Below are 2,254 nucleotides of genomic sequence, written 5' to 3'. Positions count from 1 at the left end.
ATGTTTATGCTGTGATTCATTCGGACCCCTTTCATCTAAACTCTCGATAAGTTTAAAAGAAAATTCCTACTGAAAAGCGGACATTTCTATCTTGCTCAAACAGGACAATATCATTTTGCTCCTACACCCCTCAAATTTTCCTTGACATTCCCTTTTATTTAATACAAAATTGTTTCTTTCAAAACGAATACCATTTTTATGAAAGGAATTTTGATCATGACCAATTTGAATCCATTGAACCCGCAAGCAAATCCAGCCGGAAATGGCAATGCTCCAAATCCGAACCCAAATCCGCATCCAGCACCTGCTGCTGCGCGTGCGGTCAACAACCAGAATCAACCTGCAGACATCGTTGAAGCGCCAATAGCCAAACGAAAAGCAAGTAAAGCAGCTCCCGAAGCAAAACGTCAAAAAATTGATGCAGATGCTGCTGCTCCGGAACCAAATCAAGTCAGAAAACCAAGAAAATCAGTGCCTAAAAAAGACTCAGCCGCCAAAAGGCTAAAAACATCACCTAAAGACCAGGACATTAAAAGCGTTCTTGATTTAAGGCACCGTCTTCTCCAAATTAAAAAAAACCGAGCAATCACACCCAAAAAACTGAAGGATCTAAAGCCAGGGGTCAATGATGAAACCAAATTAAGACAATTTATAAATGGCATCATCAGCAGAGAAAAAACCGTGCAACGACCTCTGCAAGGGAATCCTGTTTTAGCGACCTTTGCTCTTAAGATTCTTAAAGATCCAAAAGATCCTGATTATATCAACGCTTTTCTCTATCTCATCCTCAAACATCCAGAAAAGGCTGATGAAGCTGCGCAGGAGCTTCAAAAATTCTTAGACTCACCTGATGAAGCGGCTCAAACACGCCAAGAAGAAATCCGATTCGCTCTAATGAAAGCGTCCTTAAAACGCTCACAGCGCTCTCTTAGCTATATATATCCTCAAGAACGATTAACTGCTTTCTCTGAAAAAGCAGTTATACCCTCTTTATTGAGAATTGTAGAACAAGATGACTTAGACCATCCGCTTTATGATCAATTGGTCCGATACATGTTTCAATATTGGAATCGTCAATTCAGTCAATTCCGACAAAAGCATGGGACGGACAATAAAACGTCTGAAGAAATTTCAGCTTATAACAACAATTTAGATACGTCTGATTGGCTTTTTCCTCTTGATTTACTTGAAAAAACACAAAGAATGATTGAAGAATTGGTAACGGATATCGGATCCCTAAAACATGGACTTGCACTTGAAATCATTTTTACGTACGCGAGACCGATTCCACTTGGTGTAAAAGACCATTCAGATATTCCACACCTAGAATTAATGACAAAATTCTTTTCTGTCTCTAAAAATCTAGCCATGACAGCTATTGAACATGCTATCCAGCTTTTAAAAGACAGGCCTGATCTGACCAGAGCTGAATATAACTTACTCCCTCGCCTATATACAATAACAACATACTTACATCCAACGTCTCAGGTTAGAAAAAGCGTTAAAGACATCCTGGTCAAATATTGTGAAAATTTAACCCAAAAGGTCTTGGAAAACAAAGATAACATATTGAATCAAGCTCAACTCTGCCAAAAAAATAGACTCTATGATCAATATAAACAGTCACTGTCTTTGATCCTTCAGGAGTCAAATCTTCATATGGCCACCCACCTACAGGAATTTCTGAAAAATACACAAATTGACAAAAATGACTTTCTGATGTGCTTCCTGATGCATAATGTAGCTCGCACTGGAAGTGGAAAAGAACCATTGTGCTACGAATTTGCTTCAATTTTTTGGGAAGGCATTATATCCAAATGGTCTTTGACCGATTTTCAAAATTTCTTTCAACAAATGAAAACAGTTATACCTTTAAAAAATGATAACTTAAGAGCCCAAAATGATATACTTGATACCATTTTTCTTTATGGCAGTGATGAAGTGCGTCTCGCATACAAAGAGGAGCTGGGACAATATTGTGCCTACCCAAAGATTACAAATTTTGTATTCTGGAATGTGGGCGACGCAACGACTGATACACAACAACGATTAGCTAATGCTTTAACGCGTTTATATCAATTAGGAATTTTGACACATGGAAACGTTCAACTCCTTAAACAATACACAAAAAATTTAAATCAAACCGTCTTATTCAGTATGCCAGCTGTCTTTAGAGACGCACCACACCCAAGAGTTGTAGCACAACCTCCTGTACAACAGGCCGCACCTGTCGTGCAACCTGCACCATACCCAA

General features: G+C 38.6%; 1 protein-coding gene. It reads left to right on the top strand.

Annotated features, from left to right (window positions below):
* Nucleotides 1-216: 216 nt before the first annotated feature.
* A partial coding sequence (locus KBF71_05275; protein ID MBP9877729.1) for a hypothetical protein occupies nt 217-2,254 on the top strand: 2,038 nt, incomplete at its 3' end.

The organism is Alphaproteobacteria bacterium (assembly GCA_018063245.1).
Lineage (GTDB): Bacteria > Pseudomonadota > Alphaproteobacteria > JAGPBS01 > JAGPBS01 > JAGPBS01.
Note: the sequence above shows the minus strand (reverse complement) of the source record. Positions and strands in the feature narration are given on the sequence as shown.